The following is a 23,036-nucleotide window of genomic DNA, read 5'->3' as shown; positions in this document are numbered from 1 at the left end:
GCACACGAGCACACGAGCACAGCAACCCCAAGGAGACTTCCCCCATGTCCGAAGCGCAACCGCTAGCCGCCCCGAAGCCGAAGAAATCCGTCGCCCTGTCGGGCGTGACCGCCGGCAATACCGCGCTGTGCACGGTCGGCCGTACCGGTAACGACCTGCACTACCGCGGCTACGACATCCTCGACATCGCCGAGACCTGCGAATTCGAGGAAATCGCCCACCTGCTGGTGCACGGCAAGCTCCCCACCCGCGCCGAACTGGCTGCCTACAAGGCCAAGCTCAAGGCCCTGCGCGGCCTGCCCGCCAACGTCAAGGCCGCACTCGAATGGGTGCCCGCCAGCGCCCACCCGATGGACGTGATGCGCACCGGCGTGTCCGTGCTCGGCACCGTGCTGCCGGAAAAAGACGACCACAACACCCCCGGCGCGCGCGACATCGCCGACCGCCTGATGGCCAGCCTGGGCTCCATGCTGCTGTACTGGTACCACTACAGCCATAACGGACGGCGCATCGAAGTCGAGACCGACGACGACACCATCGGCGCGCACTTCCTGCACCTGCTGCACGGCCAGAAGCCCTCCGCGCTGTGGGAGCGCGCCATGCAGACCTCGCTCAACCTGTACGCCGAGCACGAGTTCAACGCCTCCACCTTCGCCGGCCGCGTGATCGCCGGCACGGGCTCGGACATGTACTCGTCGATCTGCGGCGCCATCGGCGCGCTGCGCGGCCCCAAGCACGGCGGCGCCAACGAAGTGGCGTTCGAGATCCAGAAGCGCTACGACAGCCCGGACGAGGCGCATATCGACATCTCGCGCCGCGTGGAGAACAAGGAAGTGGTGATCGGCTTCGGCCACCCGGTGTACACCACCGGCGACCCGCGCAACCAGGTGATCAAGGAAGTGGCGCGGCGCCTGTCCAAGGATGCCGGCTCGATGAAGATGTTCGACATCGCCGAGCGCCTGGAAACCACCATGTGGGACGCCAAGAAGATGTTCCCCAACCTGGACTGGTTCAGCGCGGTGAGCTATCACATGATGGGCGTGCCCACCGCCATGTTCACCCCGCTGTTCGTGATCGCGCGCACCTCGGGCTGGGCTGCGCATATCATCGAGCAACGCATCGACAACAAGATCATCCGCCCCAGCGCCAACTACACCGGGCCGGAAAACCTGAAGTTCGTGCCGATCGGAAAACGGAAATAGGCTGGGCAGGCCGCAAACCGGCTTGCCATGTAGCGAAGGCGCCCCCTTGCCCGGCCTGGGGCTGCCGCGAATTATGTAACGGATGGTAGGGGCACTACGCCCCGACTTTCAAATCGTAGAGAATAGCGGCGGATATGACTGCCGGCCTTGCCGGCAAGCCACCGCCATTGACCCAACTCCAGAAGGAACCCACAGAATGAAGCATCTTGTCCTCGCCGCCTGCATCGGCGCCTTTACGCTGACCACCGCTGGCGTTGCGATGGCCCAGGAACCGGCCAAGAAGGCCGCTCCCGCCAAGAAGGCCCCTGCGAAAAGCACCAAGAAGACCGCGGCCGCAGCACCCGCAGTCGTCCCGAGCGGTGAAAAATGGCAGTGTGAACTGGGCCATGTCCTGTACATCGGCGGCAACATGCAACGCGATGAAGTCATCACCGTGAACTGGGAGGGCAAGGAATACCGCCTGCCCCGCCTGTCCACCGTAACCGGCGCCGACCGCTACTTCGACGCCCGCTCCGGCCTGGACCTGGTCGTGATCCCGAGCAAGGCCATGCTGTTCAACAAGAACGCCGGCCAGCGCCTGGCCGACGAGTGCCAGACCGCGGACATGCAGGCTGGCGGCTCGGCCCCGACCCAGGCAGGCGCGCTGCGCGCTCCGGTAGCCACCCCGTTGCTGATCGCCCCGTCGGCACCGGCAGCCGATGCCTCCCAAGCACCGGCCGCCCCCAAGCAGTAAGCACCAACCTGTAAGCAGCAAGAGCAGTAAGCGGTAATCAGTAGTAAGGGGCCGTAGCCTGGCATTGTCCGGCTACGGCACCATGGGCACCAGGAAGCACAAACATCCGAGGGAACCCCATGTCCGCGCCTATTTCGAACGTCCGCCCCGAACCGGACCCGGTCCTGGCCGACATCGTCGACTACGTCACCAGGTATCAGGTCAAGAGCGCGCTGGCCTACGACACGGCCCGCAACTGCCTGATCGACACGCTCGGCTGCGGCCTGGAAGCCCTGTCGTATCCGGCCTGCACCAAGCTGCTGGGCCCGATCGTGCCCGGCACGGTAGTCCCCAACGGCGCCAAGGTGCCCGGCACCCAATTCCAGCTCGACCCGATCCAGGCCGCCTTCAATATCGGCGCCATGATCCGCTGGCTCGATTTCAACGACACCTGGCTGGCCGCCGAATGGGGCCACCCGTCCGACAACCTCGGCGGCATCCTTGCCACCGCCGACTGGCTCTCGCGCAACAACGTGGCCGCCGGGCGCAAGCCGTTGACCATGAAGGACGTGCTCACCGGCATGATCAAGGCCCATGAGATCCAGGGCTGCATCGCGCTGGAAAACGCATTCAACAAGGTGGGCCTGGACCACGTGGTGCTGGTCAAGGTGGCTTCCGCCGCCGTGGTTGCGCAGATGCTCGGCCTCGCCCGTGACGAAATCCTCAACGCGGTGTCCCTTGCCTGGGTCGACGGGCAAGCGCTGCGCACCTACCGCCACGCCCCCAATACCGGCAGCCGCAAGAGCTGGGCCGCCGGCGACGCCACCAGCCGCGCGGTGCGCCTGGCGCTGATCGCCCGGACCGGCGAGATGGGCTATCCCTCGGTGCTGAGCGCCAAGGGCTGGGGCTTCTACGACGTACTGTTCAAGGGCCAGCCCTTCAGGTTCCAGCGCCCGTATGGCACCTACGTGATGGAGAACGTGCTGTTCAAGATCGCCTTCCCGGCCGAATTCCACGCGCAAACCGCGGTGGAGGCCGCCATGACCCTGCACGGCCAGCTGTCCGCCGCGGGCAAGACGGCAGCGCAGATCGGGCAGGTCACCATCCGCACCCACGAGGCCTGCATCCGCATCATCGACAAGAAGGGCCCGCTGGCCAACCCCGCCGACCGCGACCACTGCATCCAGTACATGGTGGCGGTGCCGCTGCTGTTCGGCCGGCTGACCGCCGAGGACTATGAAGACAAGATTGCGGCGGACCCGCGTATCGACGCCCTGCGCGACAAGATCGTGTGCGTGGAGGATCCGCAGTTCACCGCCGACTACCACGACCCGGAGAAGCGCTCCATCGCCAATGCGCTGACCGTTACGCTGGACGACGGCACGGTGCTGCCCGAAGTCGTGGTGGACTACCCGCTCGGCCACAAGCGCCGGCGCGACGAGGGCATCCCGCTGCTGGTGGAGAAGTTCAAGACCAACCTGGCCCGCCGTTTTCCGGCCAGGCAGCAGCAAGCGATCCTGGCGGTGTCGCTGGACCAGGCGCGCCTGGAGGCCATGCCGGTCAATGAGTATGTCGACCTGTACGTGATCTGAGTGAACTGGGTGGCCTGAGCAAAAAACAGTGCGGATTCGCGCGCGCCAAAGCCAATGGGGGCTGACGGCGGCTGACGCATTGGCCTAAAATCCACGCGGCACGTACCTTGGTTTAGCGATTCAGCAGCAAAGCAGTCCTGCAAGATCGATCAGCAAGAAAAGCAGTAGGCATGAACACGGCGCGCGACCCGCGCCGCGCGCCGCGCGGCAACCCTGCTTCTCCGGCAGCCGGCGGCGATAGACGATTTACGAGTCCAAGCAAGTCCGCACCATCCTTCGATTGGAGTAAGGCAATGCCCCACAATCTCAATAAGACGCTAAAAGAATTCAAGACCGGCCCGTCGAGCAAGGGCCAGTTCTACTCCCTGCCGCAACTGGGCAAGGCACTAGGCGTGGCGGTCGAGCGCCTGCCGGTGTCGATTCGCGTCGTGCTGGAATCGGTGCTGCGCAATTGCGACGGCAAAAAGGTCACCGAGGAGCACGTCAGGCAGCTCGCCCACTGGAAGCCCGTCGCCGAGCGTGTCGACGAGATCCCCTTCGTGGTTGCGCGCGTTGTGCTGCAGGATTTCACCGGCGTGCCCTTGTTGGCCGACCTGGCCGCCATGCGCAACGTGGCCGAGAAGATGGGCAAGAACCCCAAGAAGATCGAGCCGCTGGTTCCCGTGGACCTGGTGGTCGACCACTCGGTGCAGATTGACCACTTCCGCGAGAAGAACGCGCTGGACCTGAACATGAAACTGGAGTTCCAGCGCAACAACGAGCGCTACCAGTTCATGAAATGGGGCATGCAGGCCTTCGATACCTTTGGCGTGGTGCAGCCGGGCTTCGGCATTGTGCATCAGGTGAACCTGGAGTACCTGGCCCGCGGCGTGCACAAGAAGGACGGCGTGTACTACCCCGACACCCTGGTCGGCACCGACAGCCACACCACCATGATCAACGGCATCGGCGTGGTCGGCTGGGGCGTGGGCGGCATCGAGGCGGAAGCCGGCATGCTGGGCCAGCCGGTCTATTTCCTGACGCCCGACGTGGTCGGCGTGGAACTGAAGGGCCGGCTGCGCGAAGGCGTGACGGCAACCGACCTGGTGCTCACCATCACCGAAATGCTGCGCCGCGAGAAGGTCGTCGGCAAGTTCGTCGAGTTCTTCGGCGAAGGCACGGCCAGCCTGGCACTGCCGGACCGCGCCACCATCGGCAACATGGCACCGGAGTATGGCGCCACCATGGGCTTCTTCCCGGTCGACGAGAAAACCATCGACTACTTCAAGGGGACCGGGCGCACCGAAGAAGAAATTGCCGCCTTCGAGGGCTACTTCCGTGCCCAGAAGATGTTCGGCGTGCCCAAGGCCGGCGAAATCGACTACACCAATGTGGTCACGCTGGACCTGGGCACCGTGGCCCCCTCGCTGGCCGGCCCCAAGCGCCCGCAGGACCGTATCGAAATCGGCAACGTCAAGTCCACCTTTGCCTCGCTGTTCGCCAAGCCGACCGCCGAGAACGGCTTCAACAAGGACATCGCGGAACTCGACAAGACCTACACCACGGCCGACGGCGTGAACGTGAAGAGCGGCGACGTGCTGATCGCCGCCATCACGTCCTGCACCAACACCTCCAACCCGAGCGTGCTGCTGGCCGCCGGCCTGCTGGCCAAGAAGGCGGTGGAAGCCGGCCTCAAGGTGGCGCCGCACATCAAGACGTCGCTGGCCCCTGGCAGCCGCGTGGTAACGGAATACCTGCAAGCCGCCGGCCTGCTGCCGTACCTGGAAAAGCTGGGCTTCGGCGTGACTGCCTACGGCTGCACCACCTGCATCGGCAACGCCGGCGACCTGACGCCGGAACTGAACGAGGCCATCACCAAGAACGACCTGGTGGCCGCCGCCGTGCTGTCGGGCAACCGCAACTTCGAAGCACGCATCCACCCGAACATCCGCGCCAACTTCCTGGCCTCGCCGCCGCTGGTGGTGGCCTACGCCATCGCCGGCAACGTCACGCGCGACCTGATGACCGAGCCGGTGGGCACGGGCAAGGGCGGCCGCGAGATCTACCTGGGCGACATCTGGCCGACCTCGGAAGAAATCCACGCGCTGATGAAGTACGCGATGGACTCGAAGGTGTTCAAGGTCAACTACGAGCAGGTCAAGAAGCCGAGCAAGCTGTGGGCCAAGGTCAAGGGCACCAAGGGCCAGGTCTACGACTGGCCGAAGTCCACCTATATCGCCGAGCCGCCCTTCTTCGACGGCTTCGGCATGGAGCCGGCCGCCACGCAGTCGAGCGTGCGCAATGCGCGCGCGCTGGGCGTCTTCGGCGACTCCGTGACCACCGACCACATCTCGCCGGCTGGCTCCATCAAGGAAACGTCGCCCGCGGGCAAGTACCTGCTGGCCAACGGCGTGCTCAAGGCGGACTTCAACAGCTACGGCTCGCGCCGCGGCAACCATGAGGTCATGATGCGTGGCACCTTTGCCAACGTGCGCATCAAGAACCTGATGCTGCCGGTCAAGGCAGACGGCTCGCGCGTGGAAGGCGGCGTCACGCTGCACCAGCCCACCGGCGACGAAATGTCGATCTACGACGCCGCCATGAAGTACATCGCCGAAGGCACGCCCACCGTGGTGTTCGGCGGCGAAGAGTACGGCACCGGCTCGTCGCGCGACTGGGCCGCCAAGGGCACCCAGCTGCTCGGCGTGAAGGCCGTGATCACGCGCAGCTTCGAGCGCATCCACCGCTCCAACCTGGTCGGCATGGGCGTGCTGCCCCTGCAGTTCAAGGGCAGCGACAGCGTGCAGACGCTGGGCATCATCGGCAACGAGACCTTCGACATTGAAGGCATCGAAGGCGACCTGAAGCCGCAGCAGGACGTGACGCTGGTGATCAAGCGCGCCAATGGCGACGTGCAGCGCGTGCCGGTGCTGCTGCGCATCGACACCCCGATCGAGGTCGACTACTACAACCACGGCGGCATCCTGCCGTTCGTGCTGCGTCAGTTGCTGGCTGCCTGACCGGAGTGCCCCTGGCCCTTCGAGGCCAAGGGGTGACGCCGCTGGCTCTGCGCCTCTTTCGGAGGCCATGGCCAGCGGCGTTTTTCTTTGGGGCGCCATTCGCGCTGGCCCTAAAGCGCATCAGCCGTCGCTTGTACCGGGCTTACCCCAAGTGTTGACCGGTGTAAGTTCCACGCAAGGCTGCCCTGCCAAACTGCCCGTCATCCACAAAGAAAACGCCTTGCGCGGGACAGCCATGCCGGCCAACCCCGCCTGAAACGCACAGGAGACATCATGGCAAAGATTTTCATCGCATTCGCCGTCATTGCCGGCGCCGCACTGTATATGCTGTCAAAAGGCGGCGACATCTCGATGGGCGGCGAGCAACACGGCGTGGAAACCCACGCGCCGGAGGCTGCGCAAGCGCCCGCGCAGAAGTAAAACCCGGCCGGTTCCGCCGCTGCGCGGCGCTGCCTGACGCACCGCAATACAGCCGCCCGGCCCCCTGGCGGCTTTTTTTGTCAACGCAGCGAGTAGAATACCGTTTTACCGAAAAACGGATGATTTCGACTTATGGCAGGTTTTCGCCCCAAGGCTACCCAACGTCTTTCGCCTGACGCCGAGCGTCTGGTGGCCGATGCGCTTGCGCTCGATGCCTCGGGCAGCCGCATGGAGGATGGCTACTGGGAGCGGCGTCTTTCGCAACGCCTGGGCCGGCTCCTGAAGAACGGCAGCCAATCCGCGCTCGACGCAGCGCTCGAACACCTGTTCAAGCACAACGCCGACGCCTCCGACGTGCTTGCCGAGCAAGCCGAGACCCTGGCCGAATCGGCTACCGTCGAAATCGACGGCGTCAGCTACGACGCCCTGCTGATCGCCGCGCCCATCCTGGCCCACACCCGCTACGCCATCCCGTCCGGCGCGCTCAAGCCCGAGCTGTCGCAGACGCTGGCTGTGCACATGCAGGCGCATGTGCTGGCGGCCAACACCAAGATGGCGCTATCGCCCTACCTGTACAGCATCGACCAGCTGCCGCGCACGCACAGCGACACCTTTGCCCTGACCTACAAGCTGGTATCGGCTGCCATGGCCGGCACCACGCCCAAGGTCGACCTGCGGGACCTGCCGGAAACCGCGCCGATCCTGGCTGATCCGCGCTATCTGCTGGCCGTGGTGGTGGCGCCGCACGAGCAGGCCCTGTTCCGCTGGCAGGAAGACGCCAAGGAACACCATGCCGAGCGCAGCGTCTGCCTGGAGCAATGGCGCACCCAGGTGCAGCCCTCGATCGCGCTGCTGATGCCCGGCTGCGAGTTCGACCTGCTGCTGCCCGACGCCTTCTTCCTGTCCTGTCGCGAATCCGACAAGAGCATCCGCCCGCTGACCGTGCGCGCCGCCGTCAACTACCTGTGCGGCACGCTGGATGTGCCGGCCGGCCAGATGGCGGCCGTGGTGGCGGCATTCGGCGAAGAGGAAGTCGAGGAATACCGTGTAGGCTTCACCATGCGCGGCGAGAAGGATGTGATCTACGGCATCGTCTGGCCGGTGTACGGCCGTGAGTCCGGCGAGATCGATGCCAGCGAGAAGGACAACCCGCTGGAGCAGATCTGCGAGGAACTGCGCAACGCCGGGGTGGAAGACATCTTCCGCCACGCCGCGCTGTTCGACCCCGAGTATTGCGAAGACTGCGGCACGCCGCTTTACGCCGACCGCTCTGGCGAGATCGTCCACGCCGAGTTGCCGGAAGACGCGCCCACGCAGCAGCCGCTGTTCCACTAAGCTGCGTCGCTTCGCCCTGCCTGACCAACGGCTCGCCTTGCGCGGGCTGTTTTTTCTTCAGCCGGCGGCCGTCGGGCTGATGCAGCGCCACAGCGCATGGCCGGAGGCTGCGTACTTGCGCTCGAACGGTGTGATGGCCTCGGCCGGCTGCCACAGTTCGACCTGCGCAGGCCGGCCAACCAGCGCCAGGGCCTGGGCAAACTCGTCGATATAGACCTGCCAGTTGCTGCGGCACTCCAGGTACCGGCCGCACGCAGCCAGCGCCGGGAACACCGCATGCCCCTGCCAGCGCCGCCCCAGGTGCCCGATCTTGGGCCAGGGGTTGGGATACAGCACGTAGTGGCGGTCCACCGCGATGCGATCGGACTGCAGCATCCGCCAGACGTCGACCAGGTCCGCGCGCGCCCAGGCAAAATTGCCCGGCATCGGGCCATCCCACCAGTCCTTCCCCCCGGTCAACCGTTTTTCCGACTGGTCCACGCCGATCACAAAATGCCCGGGGAACGCCGTGGCCAGGCGCAAGGTGCTCTCCCCCACGCCGCAGCCTGCGTCCAGGATCAGCGGGGCCGCCCCGGCCTGCTGCCATTGCTGCAACGCAAGATCCAGCGCGCGCCGGCTTGGCTCGCCGATGGGCTTGCGAAAGGGCTCTGCCAGGTGGCGGGCAAGGCGCGCCTCGAGGTGGTCGTGGACATCGGCCTGGGCCGAGGTGATGGTGCGGGAGTTAGCAAACATGGGCGGGATTCTACCCGGCCGCCGAGCGCCGCGGGCTTGCCGGGGATTGCGGCTCTGGCGACGGGCGTGGACAAATGCCATCCACTGCTGCGAGCATAAGGATATGACGTCGATGTCGCACGCAGATGTCGTTTTGACGGCACAATGCGGGCAACCGGGGTGGACAAGCGGGCCGCCCAAGCGTGTCCCGCCACCCCATCTGAGAACCCGCCGCCGCCATCCCATCCGGGCGGCGGCCCGTACGAGGAGCGCATCCCGATGACCGCCACACGCCGCACACGCCACACTTCCAGCCTCACCGCCATGATGCCGCGCCGCGCGCTGCTGCAAGCCGGTGCCGCGCTCGCGCTCGGCAGTGCCGCGCTGATGCTGTTGCCCGCCGATGCCGCGCAGGCCGAAGACCTGCGCATCGGCTTGTCCGCCGATGTGACCTCGATGGACCCGCAGTGGAACAACTCCGGCCCCAACAACGCCATCGCGCTGCATATCTTCGAGTCGCTGGTGTTCCTCGACAAGAACGCCCGCTATATCCCCGGCCTGGCGCTGTCATGGAAACCGGTCAACGCCATCACCTGGGAAATCAAGCTGCGCCCCAACGTGAAATGGCATGACGGCACGGCGTTTACCAGCGAAGACGTCAAGGCCTCGCTCGAGCGCCCCGACAAGCTCACCAACAGCCCGGGCTCCTTCACCAGCTACACCAAGCCGATCGCGCGCATCGACACGCCCGACCCGTTGACCGTGCGCCTGACCATGAGCGTGCCGAACTATGCCAACCTGGCCAACGACCTTAACAGCGTGCCGATCATGCCGAAGAAGGTAGCTGCCACGCTGAGCCAGGCGGATTTCGACTCCGGCAAGGCGATGATCGGCACCGGCCCGTTCAAGTTCGTGCGCTTCGCGCGCGGGCAGGAAATCGTGATGGCGAAGAACCCCGACTACTGGGGCCCGAAGACGGAATGGGATCGCGCGATCTTTCGCATCATCACGGACAATGGCGCGCGCAGCGCGGCGCTGCTGTCCGGCGACGTCGACGTGATCGAAAGCGTGCCGTCCGCGGACGTGGCCAAGCTCAAGCAGAACCCCAAGTTCCGCATCGAGCAGCAGGTCTCGTGGCGCACCATCTTCTGGCAGATGGACCAGTCGCGCGACAACCCGCCCTACGTCACCGACAAGGCCGGCAAGCCGCTGGGCAAGAACCCCTTCAAGGACGCACGCGTGCGTGCCGCCATCAGCCACGCGCTGAACCGCGACGCCATCGTCAGCCGCATCATGGAAGGACTGGCCGTGCCGGCCTCGTCGATCGTCTCGCCGCAGATCTTCGGCCACCCCGGCACCAAGCCGGATGCCTATGACCCCGAAGGCGCCAAGAAGCTGCTGGCCGCGGCGGGCTATCCGGATGGCTTCGGCCTGACGCTGCACGCCACCAACAACCGCTACCTGAACGATGCCGCCGTGGCCCAGGCCACCGCCAGCATGCTCACGCGCATCGGCATCCAGACCAAGGTGGAAACGCTACCGGTCGCCGCGTACTTCACCCGCGCACGCCAGGGCGACTTTGCCTTCGAGATGCTGGGCTGGGGTTCGGCAGCGGCCGACGTGGCGCTGCGATCGATCACTGGCACGCCGAACCCCAAGACGGGATACGGCACGTGGAACTGGGGCAAATACAGCAATACCCAGCTCGACCAGCTGATCGAGAAATCGCTGACCACGGTGACCAGCGACAAGGCCCGCGAGGAGAACGCCCGCGCCGCAGCCAGGTTCGCCCTGGCCGACCACGCCATCATCCCCTCGCACAGCCAGCTGGCGATGTGGGCCATGCGCAAGGACCTGAAATACGAAGCGCGCACCGACGAATGGTCGCTGGCGCAGTTCTTCCACAAGCAGTAAGCGAGAGAGCAGAGCGGCGTCTCGCGAGGCGGCGCCGGGCGTTGAACCCGGCGCCGCCAGCTACCTGGCGGCTTGAATCAGATCCGCAGGCCGTCTTCCTGGTTCGCGTTTGCCGCGCGCAAGCCTTTCACCCATTCCCGCGCCGGCAACCCGGTCGTATCCTCCAGCACCTTCGCGCGAATCTCCAGCACATCCCACGACACATCGATCGCCGGCCCATTGAAGGCAAGCGCAATGACATTGCCGTCGTGCACTTCGGGGAACACCAGCACGCGGTTATCAAACGCTTCGCAGATCCGCACGATGTTCTTCGGGAAGCTGTCGTGGTCGCCGAACAGGTTGATCGTCATCACGCCCGGCGCCTTGAGCACGCGGCGGCACGCCTTGTAGAACGCCGTGGTGTCAAGCACCGGCCCGCGCGCGGTGGCGTCATACAGGTCCACCTGCAGCACATCCAGCGCGCCGGTGTGCGCGCCATCCATCACGTAATCCCACGCATCCTGCTCCCGCACGGTAAGGCGCTCGTCGTCTTCACGCAGGCCGAACATGCTGCGGCCCGCAATGATCACGGCCGGGTTGAGCTCCACCGCCGTCACGCGCGCGCGGCTGAACTGGCGATGGCAGAACTTGGTGAGCGCAGCCGCGCCCAGGCCCAGCTGCGTCACGTGAAACTCCGGCGCCGAGGGCGACAGGAACAACAGCCACGCCATCATCTGCTGCGCGTACTCCAGCTCGATGGCATCGGGCTTGCGCAGGCGCATGGCGCCTTGCACCCATTCGGTGCCGAAATGCAGGTAGCGCACACCGTCCATCTCGGAGAAGGTCACCGGCGCGAAGCGTGGTGTCATGCGTTTTTCCTCGCGCTGCGCAGCTTGCGCGCCGCGTGCACCGCGTCCGTCCTCGGGGCTGCGCGCGCCGCGCGCGGGACGGCGCGAGGCCACGGCTTCAATCGATTTACGTTTGAGAAGAGTCATGGTGGTCAGGAAGAATGCGTGTAAGCGTGCCGCCCAGCGGGGCGGCACGTAAGTCAGTTCGGATCGATCCGGGATCAGGCTTTGCCGAGCGCGCCCTGGGCACGCTGCAGCCACTCCCGGTTGTGCTCGCGGGCGTGGCGCGGCCAGTGCTTGCCGTCGTGCACGATCTCCGCGTACAGCGCCTGGGCGCGCTCGCGGTCAGCTGGCTCCCCCTGGGCCGTCAGCCAGTCGGCAAACAGGCAGCGCGCGGCGGCATCGTTGGCGCAGGTCAGCGCCTGCTCGAATGCGGCCCGCGTGCCGGGCGCGTCCGATGCGGCCAGCGCGCGAGCGTACAGCAATGCAGGGTCCGCTTGCTGGCGGGCCTGGGGCTGGGAGGCGAACAAGCGCTCCAGCGCAGCCACGGCAGCGGCATGGCCACCGGTGGCGAACTGCGCGCGCGCCAGCCCCAGCAGCAGCGCCGGGTCGGTGGCGAACGGCCCGCTGGCGGCGGCCTCATAGTGTTCCAGCGCGGCCTTGGGCTCGCCGGCCTCGAGCAAGGCGGCGCCCAGGCGCATGCGGTGATCCACGGTGGGCGCGCGGTCGAACGCGTCGCGCGCCTCGCGCACCGCGCGGTTGGGGTCGACCAACTGGCCAATGGCGCGCTTGGCGGCCCGCGCACCCCGCGTCTGGCGCAGCCCGGGCAGGTAGATGGCGAGGAAATACACCACGCTGCCCAGGCCCGGGAAGGCGAACAGGATCAGCAACCAGTACATGTTCTGCTGGGTGCGCACCGCGTGCACGGCGAAGAACACGGCGATGATGACGTGAAAACCAATTCCTAGATACGGCATTGTCTATCTATCCTGCAAAGCGTTGGCCGGCGGACTTCCCACCGGCATGCATAGCCGTGATTGTGACAGATGCGGCCGGGGTGCCCGATGCGGCATGCTACTTGCTACTGTCACAAATGCCTTTTACGGTAAGGCTGTCTTGCGCTTACGTTCTGCGCCTGGCTTCCCGGCCGGCCTGCCTGGCTTACCTGCCTGGCTTGCCTCACCAAAACCCGAGACGCTCCCTCCAACCCGGCCCTCCACGACAAAGGATCCGTAAATATGAGCTACATCCACTTCATCGGTGGTGAAAAAGGCGGCGTCGGCAAATCGCTCGTCGCCCGCCTGCTAGCCCAGCATTTTATCGACCGGAGCATGCCGTTCCTTGGCTTCGACACCGACAAATCGCACGGCGCCCTGCTGCGCTTCTATGCCGACTTTGCCGCGCCCGCCGTGCTGGACAAGCACGACAGCCTGGACCCCATTATCGAGCACGCCGTGGAAGATCCACAGCGGCGCATCCTGGTCGACCTCGCGGCCCAGACGCAGCACGCACTTGCAAAATGGATGGACGATGCCGACGTACTGGCGCTGGCCGAAGCGCATGGCCTGACGCTCACCTGGTGGCACGTGATGGATGCGGGCCGCGACTCGGTCGACCTGCTGCGCCAATGGCTTGACCAGTTTGGCGGCCGTATCAAGCTGGTGCTGGTCCTCAATGAAGTCCGCGGCGATCGCTTCGAGATCCTGGAAGCCTCGGGCGAACGCGCCCGCGCCGAAGCGCTGGGCGCCAGCGTGATGACGCTGCGCCACCTGCCCGACACGACCATGCAGAAGATCGACCAGCAAAGCACCAGCTTCTGGGCCGCGGTCAATCATCCGGATCGCGCCGCCACCGGGCTCGGCATGCTGGAGCGCCAGCGCGTCAAGGTCTGGCTGAACCGGGCGTATGGGGAGATGGCTGCGCTGGCGTTGTGAGTGGAAGCGCTGCCAGTTGATCTCGGCAGCTAGGGTGCGCCCCGAATCCCAAGCCCGGCAGCCTCGATCCCCGCATGAGCCTGCCGGGTCAGCAGCGGTTCGCCGTTGACTGCGCGAGCGATCAGGGCATCGGGCTGCGCGACGGGAATTCCCTGCGCCCGATACCATGCATCATCATAGTAAGTAGTGCCGTAGCGTTCACCGCTATCACACAGCAGGCCAACGATGGCGCCCTGCTCGCCCGCCGCCGCCATCCGCTCGGCCAGGTACAGCACACCGACGAAGTTAGTGCCTGTCGAGCCGCCCACGCGACGCCCGAAGCGCGCGGCCAGATAGCGCATTGCGGCAAAGGACAAGGCATCGGGCACCTTGAGCATCGCATCGATGCACGTCGGAATAAAGGAGCGCTCGACACGCGGGCGGCCGATGCCTTCGATCCTAGATCCGACATCCAGGCTCAGGCTGCTGTCCGGCTGGCCCGCCAGCGTACTTTTGAAATAGTCAAAAAATACGGAGTTCTCCGGGTCGGCGCAGAGAATGCGGGTTCTATGTCGACTGTAGGCTACGTAGCGGCCCAATGTTGCTACAGTGCCGCCGGTACCTCCGCTGGCCACGAGCCACGTCGGAACCGGGTGTTCCTCGTCAGCCATCTGCTTGAAAATCGACTCGGCGATATTGTTGTTGGCGCGCCAGTCGGTAGCACGCTCCGCATAGGTGAACTGGTCCATGAAATGGCCCCCGGTTTCCACCGCTATGCAGTGCGACTCCGTATAGATGTCCGCCGGATTGGCAACCAGTTGGCAGCGCCCGCCATAGAATTCGATCGCCTCGATTTTCGCCCTTGAGGTACCCGCCGGAATCACCGCCACAAAGGGCAAGCCGAGCAGCCTGGCAAAGTAAGCTTCGGAAATGGCCGTCGAGCCGCTGGACGCCTCCACGACGGTGCTTTTTTCGTTCAGCCAGCCATTGCAAAGCGCGTAGAGAAACAGCGATCTCGCCAGGCGATGTTTCAGGCTGCCGGTCGGATGGCTGGATTCATCCTTGAAATAGAAGCGGATTTGCGGATATCCCGGCAGGTCCAGCGGAATCAGGTGCGTATCGGCGCAGCGGTTGAAGTCGGCTTCGATCTTGCGAATCGCTTCGCGGGTCCAGTCAGAGCGTGGCATGGGAACCTTCACTGAATTGACTGCGAACAGAACAACGGCCTTGGGCGCCCGGCGCGGCTTCGCGCCGGTTGGCATATCGAGATTTCGATCATAGACGCCTGAGCGGCTTTGCGGTAATTTGCCCCTCTGCGGCAGCCGACGGCTTGCCCGCCGGCACGAATATCAGCGCTTAGTTCAGCAGCGCACGCCACAACGCCAGCTTCTGCTCAAAATTGCGCGCCGCATGTGCCGGGCTAGATGAGGGCAGCACCACAGTCTCATAGCCTGCCGCCTCGAACTGCGCGGCGAAACGACCCGACGTACCGCCGTTGAAGCCGACGCGGCGCAACGCAGGCGCCAGCGCCTTGAGCCGCACGAAGTCGTTGGCCTGCGGACGGCGGATATTGCTGTCCAGGCTGCCCTCGCGCACGCAGGCGCCGAGCACATCCCACACGCCGATGCCGTGAGACAGGAGCCGCGCCAACCGGTCGGCGTAAGGCAAATCAGGCAGGGGCTCGCCGGTCAGCGCGCCCAGCAGCGGCCAGAACTGGTTGCGCGGATGCGCGTAATACTGCTGCGCCGCCAGCGACGCCGCCCCGGGAAAGCTGCCCAGCACCAGCACGCGGATATGCCGATCGATGACCGGTGCAAGGCCTTGCTGTAGATCGGGGGGAAGAACCAGAGGGGATGCGGGAGATGGGACGGGCATGGGGTGAGTGTACTTGGCCCCGGGAGCGGACAAGCGCCTGCGCGGCTTGCATGCATCATGCTTGCCGCCGGCGCCCGCCCTCACCCGGTCCCTCCCGCAGACCGGGGAGGGAGCAAACCCGCTGCGCTTACGCCAGCAGCTTGTTGACGCGCCGCACGTAGATCGACGGATCCTCGAGCGTGCCGCCCTCGGCCAGCAGGGCCTGGTCGAACAGCACGTGCACGCGGTCGCCGAAGGCGTCGTCCGTGGGACCGGCCTCCACCAGCGCGCGCAGCTTTTTCACCAGCGCGTGGTCGGGGTTCAGCTCCAGGATGGGCTGGGCGTCGGGCGCCTTCTGGCCGGCCTGCTTCAGCAGGCGTTGCAGGTAGCCGCTCATGTCGCCTTCGTCCGACACCAGGCAGGATGCCGACTCGGTCAGGCGCAGCGTGACGCGCACGTCCTTGGCCTTGCCTTCAAGCACGGCCTTGGCGCGTTCCAGCACGTCCTTCCAGTCGCCTTCGGCCTTTTCCTGCTCGGCCTTCTCGTCGGCGTCGGCCAGCGCGCCAAGCTCCAGGTCGCCACGTGCCACCGAGACCAGTTCCTTGCCATCGAACTCGCGCAGGAAGGACAGCATCCATTCGTCCACGCGGTCCGTCAGCAGCAGGACTTCGATGCCCTTCTTGCGGAACACTTCCAGGTGCGGGCTCGACTTGGCCGCGGCCCAGCTATCGGCCGTGACGTAGTAGATCTTGTCCTGGCCTTCCTTCATGCGGCCCACGTAGGCAGCCAGCGCCACGCTCTGCTCGGCGCTGTCCTGATGCGTGGAGGCAAAGCGCACCAGCTTGGCGATGCGCTCCAGGTTGGCGGCGTCTTCGCCCAGGCCTTCCTTGAGCGCCTGGCCGAACTGCTGCCAGAAGGTGGTGTACTTGGCGCGTTCGGCTTCGTCCTCGCTGTCCGCAAGCGTTTCCAGCATCGACAGCACGCGCTTGGTGCAGCCTTCGCGGATGGCCTTCACGTCGCGGCTTTCCTGCAGGAGTTCGCGCGAGACGTTGAGCGGCAGGTCGGCCGAATCCACCACGCCCTTGACGAAGCGCAGGTAAGCCGGCAGCAGTTGCTCGGCATCGTCCATGATGAAGACGCGCTTCACATAGAGCTTGAGGCCGGCCTTGTGGTTGCGGTCCCACATATCGAACGGCGCGCGCGCCGGCACGTACAGCAGCTGCGTGTATTCGCTGCGGCCTTCGACGCGGTTATGGGTGTAAGCCAGCGGCGCTTCGTTGTCGTGCGCGATGTGCTGGTAGAAAGCGGTGTACTGCTCTTCGGTGATGTCCGACTTGGAGCGGGTCCACAGGGCGCTGGCCTGGTTCACGCTCTCCCACTCGCCCGTTTCCTTGTAGGCGCTGGTCTCGGCATCCCAGACTTCCTTGGGCATGCGGATCGGCAGCGAGATGTGGTCGGAATATTTCTGGATGATGCCCTTGATCTTCCAGGCGGAGAGGAAATCGTCCTCGCCTTCGCGCAGGTGCAGCGTGATGGTGGAGCCGCGCTCGGCACGATCGATGGCATCGACGGTGAACTCGCCGTCGCCTGCGCTTTCCCAGCGCACGGCTTCGCTGGCGGGCAGGCCGGCGCGGCGCGTTTCCACGGTGACCTTGTCAGCCACGATGAACGCCGAATAGAAGCCCACGCCGAACTGGCCGATCAGGGCGGCATCCTTCTGCTGGTCGCCGGAGAGCTGCTGGAAGAACTCCTTGGTGCCCGAGCGGGCGATGGTGCCAAGGTTACGGATCGCCTCGTCGCGGCTCATGCCGATGCCGTTGTCGGTGATCTTCAGCGTGCGGGCCTTGGCGTCGGCCTCGATGCGGATCGCCAGGTCGGCGTCGTTCTCGAGCAGGGCCGGATTGGCAATCGCCTCGAAGCGCAGCTTGTCAGTGGCGTCGGAAGCATTCGAAACCAGCTCGCGCAGGAAAATTTCCTTGTTGCTGTACAGCGAGTGGATCATCAGGTGCAGCAGTTGCTTCACTTCCGCCTGGAAGCTCATCGTCTCGTGCGGTGCGGTCATGGTTCTCCTCTTAACAATCTTGGCTAACTTGGCTGATTTGGGAATCTAGGCAATGTGACGCGCCTGCAGCCGGGGGGCTGCAGGCTGGCGTCAGGCCGGTGACCCGAGACATAAGGGCATCCGAGCGGTTTTCAAGACATGGCCCGGTTGGGCCACGGTTGGGACCCGGTTAGCGCCGCTCCAGCTGGCGCGCCAGGTAGGCCAGCATGGCAGGGTCCTGGCTGCTGGCCACGTTGAAGCGCATCCAGCCCGACGGCATCTGCGACGGCGAGAACAAGCTGCCGGGGGCGAACAGATAGCCCTCCTCATGCCCGGCAACGGCAATGGCGTTGGTATCGCGCCCGGTGTCCGCCCACAGGTACATGCCGGCGTGCTGGCCCGGAAAGAGCGACAGGCCCATCCGCTCGATGGTGCGCCGGGTCTCGTCGCGCGCCCGGTCGAGCCGGTTGCGAACGCGCTCCACGTGCTTGCGGTAATGGCCTTCGGTCAGCACCTTGTACAGCACGCGCTCGTTGATCTCCGGCGAAGCCAGGCCCGCCAGCAGCTTGCTGTCGGTCAGGCTGGCGGCCAGCTCCGGGTGGGCGGCGATAAAGCCCACGCGCAGGTTGGCGGCCAGCGTCTTGGAAAAGCTGCCCAGGTAGATCACCCGGCGCAACTGGTCCAGGCTGGCCAGCCGGGTGGCGGAGTGACCCGGCGGGCACAGGTCGCAATAGATATCGTCCTCGACGATCAGCAGGTCGTACTGCTCGGCAAGGCGCAGCAGCTGGAAGGCCTTGGCGGCCGACAGCGAGGTGCCGGTGGGGTTGTGCAGCACCGAGTTGATCACCATCAGGCGCGGGCGGCGCGCCTGCAGGATGCGCTCCAGCGCCTCCAGGTCCGGTCCCTCGGCGGTGTAGGGCATGCCGATCAGCTGCGCGCCCTGGGCGGCGAAGCGGCCGAACATGACGAACCACGCCGGGTCGCCCACCAGCACGGCGTCGCCGGGGCGCAGGTAGAGCCGGGCGATCAGGTCGAGCGCCTGGGTGATGCCGGAGGTGAGCACGATCTGCTCGGGGGTGGCGCCGATCTCCAGTTCGGCCAGGCGGTTGCGCAGTTGCTGGCGCAAAGGCAGGAAGCCCTGCGGCGTGCCGCTGGCCAGGAAGTGGCTGCCCGGCTGGCGTCCCAGGCCGCGCAGCGCGCTGGCGATCAGCTCGCCGTCCAGCCAGTCGTTGGGCAGGAAGCCCATCCCCGGAGACTTATGCGGCTCGGTGGAGTGGAACATGCTGCGCAGCAGCCAGGTCACGTCGATATTGCGCGCGCCGGTAGCCACGGGCGCTACCGCCGCCACCAGCGGCGTGCGTTCGCGCACATAGAAGCCCGAGCCGCGGCGGGACTCGAGGTAGCCCAGCGCCACCAGCCGCTCATAGGCCTCGACCACGGTGAAGCGCGAGATGCCCTTTTCCTGCGCGAGCTGGCGGATCGAGGGCATGCGCATGCCGGCGCGGAAGACCCGCTCGTCGATACGCAGCCGCGCCCACTCGGTCAACTGCTCCACCAGCGTCATCTGCGCCGAGGGCACCGGGTCGGGCATGCGCTCGGTGGGGGGCGGCATGACCAGGCGCAATGAGCGCACCTGCTCGCCAGCCTGGGGAGCCGCGCCCTCCTGTTTACCCGCCCCGGCTCCTTTATCCTTGAGCCCTGGCGCAACCGGTTCCCTGCTGTTCATGCCTTGCTCCCGCCACTGTACTGAGAATGTTCTGCATAACTGTATCGGTACTGTACCGACAACCTTGTCTACCATCAACACACAATGACAATTGCCCTCGACCATCTCGTGATCGCCGCCCCCACGCTTGAAGCGGGGGCGCAGCATGTCGCCGACGCGCTCGGCGTGATGCCCCAGCCGGGCGGCGCGCACCCCGGCATGGGCACCCACAATTGCCTGCTCGGCCTGTTCGGCGGCATCTACCTCGAAGTCATCGCCATCGACCCCGAGGCACCGGCCCCCACGCGGCCGCGCTGGTTTGGCCTGGACACCGAGGCAGTGCAGGCCCGGCTGCGCCATGGTCCCTTCCTGATGCACTGGGTCGCGCGGGTGGAACGCCCCACCGACCTGTCCCTGTGGCAGGCGCAGTACCCCACGCGCATCCCGCCGGTCATCCCGATGACCCGTGGCGACCTGCGCTGGCGCATCACCGTGCCGGAAGATGGCAGCCTGCCCGCGTGGCCGGCCGACGATGCGGATGGCACGCACGGCGCGGCGACGGCGGGCGATGGCATCCTCCCCACGCTGATCCAGTGGGATGTATCGACCCATCCGTCGTCCCGGCTGCCGAACCAGGGCCTGGCGCTGCGCTCGCTGCGGGCACGCCATCCGCAGGCCGCGCGGCTGGCCGAGGCCTTGCAATGGCTGGGCGGCACCCCGTTCGTCCCGGAAGCATCCACGCTCGCCGAACTGAGCGCGGAGATAGAAACGCCCGATGGCGTGCGCACGCTGCGCTGAACCGCACGCCGCACGCCGCACGCCGCAATACGCAATACGCAATACGCAAAAGAACTTTCACAACAAGAACAACCACCAAGGAGCCCCTCTGATGTCCGCCACCCGCAAACGCTTCGACGACGACGCCTATCTCGGCAGCTGCACCGCCACCGTGGTAGCCGTGCACGCTGACGGCATCGAGCTCGACCAGACCGTGTGCTACGCGCGCAGCGGCGGCCAGGCGGGCGATACCGGCACGCTCAAGCTGGCCAACGGCGCGACCATCGAACTGCTGGAAACCGTGTACGGCCCGGACCGCAGCCATATCCTGCACGTCCCGGCGCCGGGTACGGCGCTGCCGGAGGTGGGCGACATCGTGGCCGTCACGATCGACTGGGAGCGCCGCCACCGGCTGATGCGGCTGCATACCTGCCTGCACCTGCTGGGCTCGCTGATCCCGGCGCCAGTGACTGGCTGCGGCATCTCGCCCGACTCGGCGCGCATCGACTTCGACCTGCCGGAATCCACGCTCGACAAGGCCGTGCTCACCGAGCAGCTCAATGCGCTGATCGACGCCGACAGCCGCGTGCAGGTGGAGCGCATCACGTCCGAGCAACTCGCCGAGCAGCCCGAGCTGGTGCGCACGGTGGGCGCGGCGCCGCCCGCGGGCAGCGGCGTCATCCGCATCATCGACATCCCCGGCGTGGACCGCCAGCCTTGCGGCGGCACCCATGTGGCGGCCACCGGCGAGATCGGCGCCGTGCTGGTGACCAAGATCGAGAAGAAGAGCCGCACCAACCGCCGCGTGGTCGTGCAGTTCGCGGCGTGAGAGCGGCAGGACGATAGATGGATCCCGCTCTGCTCACCGGGCTGTCGGCCGCCCAGTTCGCCGCGCTGCTGTCGCTGATGGCAGTCGGCGCCTTCACGCCCGGCCCCAACACAACGATTGCCGCGGTCACGGGCGCCAACTTTGGCCTGCGCGCCACGCTGCCGCACTGCGTGGGCGTCGCGTTCGGCTTTGCCAGCATCCTGGCGCTGTGCGCGGCGGGCATTGGCGCGCTGGTCCTGGCCAGCCCGGCGCTGGCGCTGCTGGTGCATGCCGCCGGCGTGCTTTACCTGCTGTGGCTGGCGCTCAAACTGGCGCGCAGTACCGTGCTGTCGGACAAACAGGTGCTGCGCCCGCTGTCGGTGTGGCAGTCGGCCGTGCTGCAGTACGCCAATATCAAGGCGTGGATGCTGGCGCTGGCGACGGCCGCCTCGTATATGGCGGGCGCGCAGTCGCCGGTGCATCGGGCCATGCTGGTGTGCGCGGTGTTCGGCGTGTTCGGCTTTGTCAGCAATGGCGTGTATGGCGTGATCGGCGCCACGCTGCGGCAATGGCTGCAGGTGGGCCACCGCATCCGCTGGTTCAACCGCGCAATGGGCCTGGCGCTGGCACTCACGGCGCTGTGGATTGCGCTGGCTGGCCGGCCCACCCTGCACTAATTCAAACGCCATGGCTGCCAAGACCACCCCTGCTCAATCCATCGACACCCACAGCGGCGGCATGCTGCTCGGCTTTATCGGCGTGACCGTGTTCAGCCAGACCTTGCCCTTCACGCGCATGGCCGTGGCCGAGCTGGACGCTACCTTCGTCGCGCTCGGCCGTGCGGTGGTGGCTGCGCTGCTGGCGCTGGTGCTGCTATGGCAGCGCGGCGCATTCGCCCGCGCGCGCCGTCCCCGGGGCGGCCAGTGGTGGCGCCTGGGGGTGACCTCGCTGGGCGTGGTGGTGGGATTTCCGCTGTTTTCCTCACTGGCCATGCGTGAAGTGCCGGCCGGCCACGGCGCCATCATTACCGGCCTGCTGCCGCTGGCCACGGCGGTCTTCGCCGCCTGGTTCGGCCGCGAGCGGCCGTCGCCGGCGTTCTGGCTGTCGGCCGCCGCCGGCAGCGCGCTGGTGGTCGCCTTTGCCCTGTGGCAGGGCGCCGGCGGGCTGCAGCATGCCGACTGGCTGCTGTTCGCGGCGATGGTGCTGGGCGCGCTGGGCTATGCCGAGGGCGGCAAGCTGTCGCGCGAGCTTGGCGGGCTGGAAACCATCAGCTGGGCACTGGCCGTGGCGCTGCCGCTGCTGCTGCCGGTGGTGGCCTGGCTTGGGCTTGCGCATGCCGGCCAGATCGCAGCCGCCTCGCCGCGCGCCTGGCTCGGCATGGGCTATGTTTCCGTCTTCTCGATGTTCATCGGCTTCCTGTTCTGGTACGCCGGGCTCGCAAAAGGCGGCGTGGCGCGCGTCGGGCAGATACAATTGCTGCAGCCGTTCCTCACGCTGGCGGGCGGCGCCCTGCTGCTGGCCGAGCCGCTCGATGCCGTCACCCTGGCGTTTGCGGTGGCGGTGATCGGCGTGGTAGCCCTGGGCCGCCGAACCGCCGTGCGCAGCGCCCCCGCGAGTCCCATGCCCGCGCCCGCCGTCGAAGAACCCCACCCTGCCCCTACGGCACGATCCCTCTGACTGGAGACCCTATGTCCGTTCACGACACCCTTGCCCGCCTCGGCATCGCACTGCCGACCGCTGGCGCACCTGCCGCCGCCTACGTCATGGCCGCGCAAACCGGCAACACCGTGTTCCTTTCGGGCCACATTGCCCGCAAGGATGGCAAACCCTGGGTCGGCAAGCTGGGCAAGGACCTGGGCACCGAAGACGGCAAGGTTGCCGCGCGCGGCATCGCCGTGGACCTGCTGGCCACGCTGAACACCCACCTGGGCGGCGACCTGGACCGCGTCACCCGCATCGTCAAAGTGATGAGCCTGGTCAACTCCACGGAAGACTTCACCGAGCAGCACCTGGTGACCAACGGTGCCTCGGAGTTGCTGGCTGAAGTCTTCGGCGAAGCCGGCAAGCATGCGCGCAGCGCCTTTGGCGTAGCGCAGATCCCGCTGGGCGCCTGCGTCGAGATCGAGATGATCGTCGAAGTGAAGTAAGCCGGCGAGAAGCGAGACAGCGAGACGCGAGAAGGCAGAACCAAGTGAATTGAAGTCAGGCCAGGGACCGGGGGCGCCC

20 protein-coding genes are annotated in these 23,036 nt (G+C 66.3%); 13 read left to right on the top strand and 7 right to left on the bottom strand.

Annotated features, from left to right (window positions below; translation table 11 throughout):
* Positions 1-44 precede the first annotated feature (44 nt).
* From prpC to A9975_RS32650, 6 genes are all read left to right on the top strand, one after another.
* The gene (gene prpC, locus A9975_RS32675) at positions 45-1,202 is read left to right on the top strand and encodes a 2-methylcitrate synthase (protein ID WP_183036344.1); all 1,158 of its coding nucleotides are present in this window, start codon (positions 45-47) and stop codon (positions 1,200-1,202) included.
* 196 nt (positions 1,203-1,398) lie between these two features.
* Positions 1,399-1,935, top strand: coding sequence for a hypothetical protein (locus A9975_RS32670; protein WP_183036343.1), 537 nt, complete (start codon positions 1,399-1,401; stop codon positions 1,933-1,935).
* Positions 1,936-2,054: 119 nt separating this feature from the next.
* The gene (locus A9975_RS32665) at positions 2,055-3,506 is read left to right on the top strand and encodes a bifunctional 2-methylcitrate dehydratase/aconitate hydratase (RefSeq protein WP_183036342.1); all 1,452 of its coding nucleotides are present in this window, start codon (positions 2,055-2,057) and stop codon (positions 3,504-3,506) included.
* A gap of 293 nt (positions 3,507-3,799) precedes the next feature.
* Entirely contained in the window at positions 3,800-6,505 is a 2,706-nt protein-coding gene (gene acnA / locus A9975_RS32660; RefSeq protein WP_183036341.1) for an aconitate hydratase AcnA, read from the top strand.
* Positions 6,506-6,778: 273 nt separating this feature from the next.
* Positions 6,779-6,925: a hypothetical protein gene (locus tag A9975_RS32655; RefSeq protein WP_183036340.1), complete on the top strand. Its 147-nt coding sequence runs from the start codon at positions 6,779-6,781 to the stop codon at positions 6,923-6,925.
* A 132-nt stretch (positions 6,926-7,057) separates the two neighbouring features.
* Positions 7,058-8,260, top strand: coding sequence for a DUF2863 family protein (locus A9975_RS32650; protein WP_183036339.1), 1,203 nt, complete (start codon positions 7,058-7,060; stop codon positions 8,258-8,260).
* Positions 8,261-8,317: 57 nt separating this feature from the next.
* On the opposite strand, the gene A9975_RS32645 is transcribed toward A9975_RS32650, so the two are convergent.
* Positions 8,318-8,992 (bottom strand): tRNA (guanosine(46)-N(7))-methyltransferase TrmB, encoded by a 675-nt coding sequence (locus A9975_RS32645; protein WP_183036338.1) that lies wholly within the window; start codon positions 8,990-8,992, stop codon positions 8,318-8,320.
* Between the two features lie 258 nt (positions 8,993-9,250).
* Between A9975_RS32645 and A9975_RS32640 the strand changes: the two genes are divergently transcribed.
* The gene (locus tag A9975_RS32640) at positions 9,251-10,885 is read left to right on the top strand and encodes an ABC transporter substrate-binding protein (protein WP_255504156.1); all 1,635 of its coding nucleotides are present in this window, start codon (positions 9,251-9,253) and stop codon (positions 10,883-10,885) included.
* Positions 10,886-10,962: 77 nt separating this feature from the next.
* Here A9975_RS32640 and A9975_RS32635 read toward each other — a convergent pair whose 3' ends face one another.
* Both A9975_RS32635 and A9975_RS32630 read right to left on the bottom strand, forming a co-directional pair.
* Positions 10,963-11,859, bottom strand: coding sequence for a spermidine synthase (locus A9975_RS32635; RefSeq protein ID WP_150986349.1), 897 nt, complete (start codon positions 11,857-11,859; stop codon positions 10,963-10,965).
* Positions 11,860-11,933: 74 nt separating this feature from the next.
* Positions 11,934-12,689 carry a tetratricopeptide repeat protein gene (locus A9975_RS32630; RefSeq protein ID WP_183036337.1) on the bottom strand — a complete coding sequence of 252 codons (756 nt, stop codon included), beginning with the start codon at positions 12,687-12,689 and terminating at the stop codon, positions 11,934-11,936.
* Positions 12,690-12,950: 261 nt separating this feature from the next.
* On the opposite strand from A9975_RS32630, the gene A9975_RS32625 reads away from it, so the two are divergent.
* Positions 12,951-13,646, top strand: coding sequence for a mobilization protein (locus A9975_RS32625; RefSeq protein WP_150986351.1), 696 nt, complete (start codon positions 12,951-12,953; stop codon positions 13,644-13,646).
* Positions 13,647-13,675: 29 nt separating this feature from the next.
* Here A9975_RS32625 and A9975_RS32620 read toward each other — a convergent pair whose 3' ends face one another.
* From A9975_RS32620 to A9975_RS32605, 4 genes are all read right to left on the bottom strand, one after another.
* Positions 13,676-14,812, bottom strand: a complete 1,137-nt coding sequence (locus tag A9975_RS32620; protein WP_183036336.1) for a PLP-dependent cysteine synthase family protein — start codon at positions 14,810-14,812, stop codon at positions 13,676-13,678.
* Positions 14,813-14,981: 169 nt separating this feature from the next.
* Positions 14,982-15,500, bottom strand: coding sequence for a DNA-deoxyinosine glycosylase (locus A9975_RS32615; RefSeq protein ID WP_183036335.1), 519 nt, complete (start codon positions 15,498-15,500; stop codon positions 14,982-14,984).
* Positions 15,501-15,627: 127 nt separating this feature from the next.
* Positions 15,628-17,541 (bottom strand): molecular chaperone HtpG, encoded by a 1,914-nt coding sequence (gene htpG, locus A9975_RS32610; RefSeq protein WP_174428148.1) that lies wholly within the window; start codon positions 17,539-17,541, stop codon positions 15,628-15,630.
* A 169-nt stretch (positions 17,542-17,710) separates the two neighbouring features.
* Positions 17,711-19,132, bottom strand: a complete 1,422-nt coding sequence (locus A9975_RS32605; protein ID WP_241754535.1) for a PLP-dependent aminotransferase family protein — start codon at positions 19,130-19,132, stop codon at positions 17,711-17,713.
* A 198-nt stretch (positions 19,133-19,330) separates the two neighbouring features.
* On the opposite strand from A9975_RS32605, the gene A9975_RS32600 reads away from it, so the two are divergent.
* The 5 genes from A9975_RS32600 (at position 19,331) to A9975_RS32580 (ending at position 22,957) form a co-directional block, all read left to right on the top strand.
* The gene (locus tag A9975_RS32600) at positions 19,331-20,023 is read left to right on the top strand and encodes a VOC family protein (protein WP_183036333.1); all 693 of its coding nucleotides are present in this window, start codon (positions 19,331-19,333) and stop codon (positions 20,021-20,023) included.
* Positions 20,024-20,114: 91 nt separating this feature from the next.
* Positions 20,115-20,831: an alanyl-tRNA editing protein gene (locus A9975_RS32595; protein WP_183036332.1), complete on the top strand. Its 717-nt coding sequence runs from the start codon at positions 20,115-20,117 to the stop codon at positions 20,829-20,831.
* A gap of 17 nt (positions 20,832-20,848) precedes the next feature.
* Positions 20,849-21,487 (top strand): LysE family translocator, encoded by a 639-nt coding sequence (locus A9975_RS32590; protein ID WP_183036331.1) that lies wholly within the window; start codon positions 20,849-20,851, stop codon positions 21,485-21,487.
* Between the two features lie 10 nt (positions 21,488-21,497).
* Positions 21,498-22,487 carry a DMT family transporter gene (locus tag A9975_RS32585; RefSeq protein ID WP_255504154.1) on the top strand — a complete coding sequence of 330 codons (990 nt, stop codon included), beginning with the start codon at positions 21,498-21,500 and terminating at the stop codon, positions 22,485-22,487.
* Positions 22,488-22,498: 11 nt separating this feature from the next.
* Positions 22,499-22,957, top strand: a complete 459-nt coding sequence (locus A9975_RS32580) for a RidA family protein (RefSeq protein WP_035873879.1) — start codon at positions 22,499-22,501, stop codon at positions 22,955-22,957.
* Positions 22,958-23,036: the final 79 nt, after the last annotated feature.

This window comes from Cupriavidus sp. UME77 (assembly GCF_014170355.1).
GTDB classification, from domain to species: domain Bacteria; phylum Pseudomonadota; class Gammaproteobacteria; order Burkholderiales; family Burkholderiaceae; genus Cupriavidus; species Cupriavidus basilensis.
Note: the sequence above shows the minus strand (reverse complement) of the source record. Positions and strands in the feature narration are given on the sequence as shown.

Excerpts from the sequence above, each read along its gene's own strand:
- prpC (WP_183036344.1), top strand. The coding sequence starts at position 45 with ATGTCCGAAGCGCAACCGCTAGCCGCCCCGAAGCCGAAGAAATCCGTC.
- A9975_RS32670 (WP_183036343.1), top strand. The coding sequence starts at position 1,399 with ATGAAGCATCTTGTCCTCGCCGCCTGCATCGGCGCCTTTACGCTGACC.
- A9975_RS32665 (WP_183036342.1), top strand. The coding sequence starts at position 2,055 with ATGTCCGCGCCTATTTCGAACGTCCGCCCCGAACCGGACCCGGTCCTG.
- acnA (WP_183036341.1), top strand. The coding sequence starts at position 3,800 with ATGCCCCACAATCTCAATAAGACGCTAAAAGAATTCAAGACCGGCCCG.
- A9975_RS32655 (WP_183036340.1), top strand. The coding sequence starts at position 6,779 with ATGGCAAAGATTTTCATCGCATTCGCCGTCATTGCCGGCGCCGCACTG.
- A9975_RS32650 (WP_183036339.1), top strand. The coding sequence starts at position 7,058 with ATGGCAGGTTTTCGCCCCAAGGCTACCCAACGTCTTTCGCCTGACGCC.
- A9975_RS32645 (WP_183036338.1), bottom strand. The coding sequence starts at position 8,992 with ATGTTTGCTAACTCCCGCACCATCACCTCGGCCCAGGCCGATGTCCAC.
- A9975_RS32640 (WP_255504156.1), top strand. The coding sequence starts at position 9,251 with ATGACCGCCACACGCCGCACACGCCACACTTCCAGCCTCACCGCCATG.
- A9975_RS32635 (WP_150986349.1), bottom strand. The coding sequence starts at position 11,859 with ATGACTCTTCTCAAACGTAAATCGATTGAAGCCGTGGCCTCGCGCCGT.
- A9975_RS32630 (WP_183036337.1), bottom strand. The coding sequence starts at position 12,689 with ATGCCGTATCTAGGAATTGGTTTTCACGTCATCATCGCCGTGTTCTTC.
- A9975_RS32625 (WP_150986351.1), top strand. The coding sequence starts at position 12,951 with ATGAGCTACATCCACTTCATCGGTGGTGAAAAAGGCGGCGTCGGCAAA.
- A9975_RS32620 (WP_183036336.1), bottom strand. The coding sequence starts at position 14,812 with ATGCCACGCTCTGACTGGACCCGCGAAGCGATTCGCAAGATCGAAGCC.
- A9975_RS32615 (WP_183036335.1), bottom strand. The coding sequence starts at position 15,500 with ATGCCCGTCCCATCTCCCGCATCCCCTCTGGTTCTTCCCCCCGATCTA.
- htpG (WP_174428148.1), bottom strand. The coding sequence starts at position 17,541 with ATGACCGCACCGCACGAGACGATGAGCTTCCAGGCGGAAGTGAAGCAA.
- A9975_RS32605 (WP_241754535.1), bottom strand. The coding sequence starts at position 19,132 with ATGCCGCCCCCCACCGAGCGCATGCCCGACCCGGTGCCCTCGGCGCAG.
- A9975_RS32600 (WP_183036333.1), top strand. The coding sequence starts at position 19,331 with ATGACAATTGCCCTCGACCATCTCGTGATCGCCGCCCCCACGCTTGAA.
- A9975_RS32595 (WP_183036332.1), top strand. The coding sequence starts at position 20,115 with ATGTCCGCCACCCGCAAACGCTTCGACGACGACGCCTATCTCGGCAGC.
- A9975_RS32590 (WP_183036331.1), top strand. The coding sequence starts at position 20,849 with ATGGATCCCGCTCTGCTCACCGGGCTGTCGGCCGCCCAGTTCGCCGCG.
- A9975_RS32585 (WP_255504154.1), top strand. The coding sequence starts at position 21,498 with ATGGCTGCCAAGACCACCCCTGCTCAATCCATCGACACCCACAGCGGC.
- A9975_RS32580 (WP_035873879.1), top strand. The coding sequence starts at position 22,499 with ATGTCCGTTCACGACACCCTTGCCCGCCTCGGCATCGCACTGCCGACC.